The organism is Rugamonas violacea (assembly GCF_016461825.1).
Taxonomy (GTDB): domain Bacteria; phylum Pseudomonadota; class Gammaproteobacteria; order Burkholderiales; family Burkholderiaceae_D; genus Rugamonas.
In genome coordinates this window covers 1-2,475 of the sequence record NZ_JAEMNU010000058.1, presented here as the reverse complement: position 1 = coordinate 2,475, position 2,475 = coordinate 1, and the positions used below count along the sequence as shown (strand labels likewise).

2 protein-coding genes are annotated in these 2,475 nt (G+C 64.8%); both read right to left on the bottom strand.

The features are described 5' to 3' along the window. Positions 1 to 22 precede the first annotated feature (22 nt). On the bottom strand, positions 23 to 1,480 hold the full coding sequence (locus H7U20_RS12225; RefSeq protein WP_199759428.1) for a catalase: 1,458 nt from the start codon (positions 1,478 to 1,480) through the stop codon (positions 23 to 25). Positions 1,481 to 1,546: 66 nt separating this feature from the next. After that, positions 1,547 to 1,783, bottom strand: coding sequence for a hypothetical protein (locus H7U20_RS12220; protein ID WP_199759427.1), 237 nt, complete (start codon positions 1,781 to 1,783; stop codon positions 1,547 to 1,549). Positions 1,784 to 2,475: the final 692 nt, after the last annotated feature.

Genomic DNA, 2,475 nt, shown 5'->3' with positions numbered 1-2,475 from the left:
GCGCCGGGCGGCCGGCGCCGGCTTAGCGGGCGCGCGCCTTCAGGGCGGCGCGCACGCCGTCGCCGTAGGCCGGGTCGGCCTGGTCGAAGTGGCCCAGCTGGCGCTGCACGATCTCCTCGCTGACCTGGCTGAGCGGACCGGCCAGGTTGTCGAACAGGTTCTGCCGCTGCGGCGCCGTCATCAGGCGGAACAGGTTGCCGGCCTGGGTGTAGTCGTCCTCGCCGCCGCGACCGTCGTAGCGGCCGGCGCCGCCCTGCAGGGCCAGCGCGGGCTCGCCGTGGCCCAGGCCGGACGGCTTGCTGCCGGCCGCCTCGACGGTGGCGTAGTTCTGCGCCATGCCGCCGTTGGCGATGGCCATGGCGCCGTCGCGCTGCTGGTTGTGGAAGGGGCAGCGCGGCGCGTTGACCGGCAGGTGCTGGTGGTTGGTGCCGACCCGGTACAACTGCGCGTCATGGTAGGCGAACAAGCGGCCCTGCAACATCTTGTCGGGCGAGTAGCCCATGCCGGGCACCACGTTGGCCGGCGAGAAGGCGGCCTGCTCGACCTCGGCGTGGTAGTTGTCCGGGTTGCGGTTCAGTTCGAACACGCCGACCGGCTGCAAGGGGAAGTCCTTGTGCGGCCACACCTTGGTCAGGTCGAAGGGGTTCCAGCCGGTGCGCGCCTCCCAGGCGGCCAGTTGCTCCTCGGTGGCGACCTGCAGCTTGACGTCCCAGCGGGGGAAGTCGCCGCGCTCGATGGCCTCGAACAGGTCGCGCTGGGCGTGGTCGGGATCGGCGCCGGCCAGACGCACGGCCTCGGCGGCGCTGAGGTTCTTGATGCCCTGCTGGGTCTTGAAGTGCCACTTGACGTAGACCCGCTCGCCGGCCTCGTTGACCAGGCTGTAGGTGTGGCTGCCGAAACCGTCCATGTGGCGGTAGCCGTCCGGCGTGCCGCGGTCGGAGAACAGCATGGTGACCTGGTGCAGGCTCTCCGGCGCCTTGCTCCAGAAGTCGAACATCATGGTGGCCGATTTCAGGTTGCTCTGCGGGCAGCGCTTTTGCGTGTGGACGAAGTCGGGGAACTTGATCGGGTCCTTGATGAAGAACATCGGCGTGTTGTTGCCGACCAGGTCCCAGTTGCCTTCCTCGGTGTAGAAGCGCAAGGCGAAACCGCGCGGGTCGCGCTCGGTGTCGGCGCTGCCGCGCTCGCCACCGACGGTGGAGAAGCGGGCGAAGGTGACGGTGCTCTTGCCGATGCCGTGGAACAGCTTGGCCTTGGTGTAGCGCGAAATGTCGTGGGTGACGGTGAAGCTGCCGTAGGCGCCGGAACCCTTGGCGTGGACCACGCGCTCGGGGATGCGCTCGCGGTTGAAGTGCTGCAGCTTCTCGATCAGGTGGAAGTCCTGCAACAGCAGGGGGCCGCGCGGACCGGCGCTGGCGGAGTTCTGGTTGTCGGCGACGGGAATGCCGGAGGCGGTGGTGATGGGCGGCTGCTGGCTCATTGCTTGCTCCTGTGGGGGTGAACGATGGAATCATTCTAACTAGCCAAACCAATTAGACAAAGGTAATTAATTATATTGAATTAATAGTCGTTGCCTATCTCCCATTTGGCCAATGTACAGCGGCCGCAAGCCCGCGCCGGAAAACCGGGCGTCGGCCGCGTCCTGCCGCGCCGCCCAGGCGCCGACCGGCGCGGCGCGCGGAGGCGTGCCGAGACATTCGGTGTGGTGGGGGGCGCCGCCTGCCGCGTTGCCGCTCAGGTCGCTGTTGCCGTCCAACGCCTGGGGGAAAGCGTTGTCGTCCATCCGATTGTAGCGCGGCTGGAACTCAGCGGTTGCGGCAGTGCCTGCCGGCAACCTGCCGAGTCCGCTTAAGTGTTGTACCTACGCACTAAATCGAAGCGCGCCGGCCGCCGCCGTGCGGCGGCAACCGGGCCGAGCCGGGCCGAACCGAACCGGGCCGGTCGGCGCCGGCGCTAGACCAGCCACAGGCCGCAGCAGCAAGGCTATGGGAAGGGACAGTCATCGGTAAAATATTTCCGAGAAGACCACAGCGCGGAGACTGATCGGCATGGTTTCGAGGGCAGGCACCAGCACCAGGACAGCGACCGAATTGTGGCCATAGTTGGCAGTTAGCGTGGCGCCGTGGTCAACGCCGTTCAACGCATCAACTCCAAGTCCCATTGTTTTGCAGCCGTCCAACAAAAAAGGCTGCAATACCAATGAGCAAGTAAGAAACCAAACGGATGTAAAGCCAAATTATGCACGGTGAAAATGCATTGCAACCTACGGCTCAGCGCTGGTTGAATCTTTGCTCGCATCAAACATGGCCTCCCCACTCCTCACGCTCACCAGAACCCAAGTACCGTTTGTTTTTTTTCGCTTTCACATCAAGCTCAATGATTTTATTGATTAGCGCTGATCTTCATCTTCGCCGAACTGTCCGGCCCGCCAATGGTCCAACCTGGTGTGGCACGACGCTGCGGATACCAACGGGG

Coding starts and splice junctions, on each gene's coding strand:
- H7U20_RS12225 (WP_199759428.1), bottom strand. CDS start 1,480: ATGAGCCAGCAGCCGCCCATCACCACCGCCTCCGGCATTCCCGTCGCC.
- H7U20_RS12220 (WP_199759427.1), bottom strand. CDS start 1,783: ATGGACGACAACGCTTTCCCCCAGGCGTTGGACGGCAACAGCGACCTG.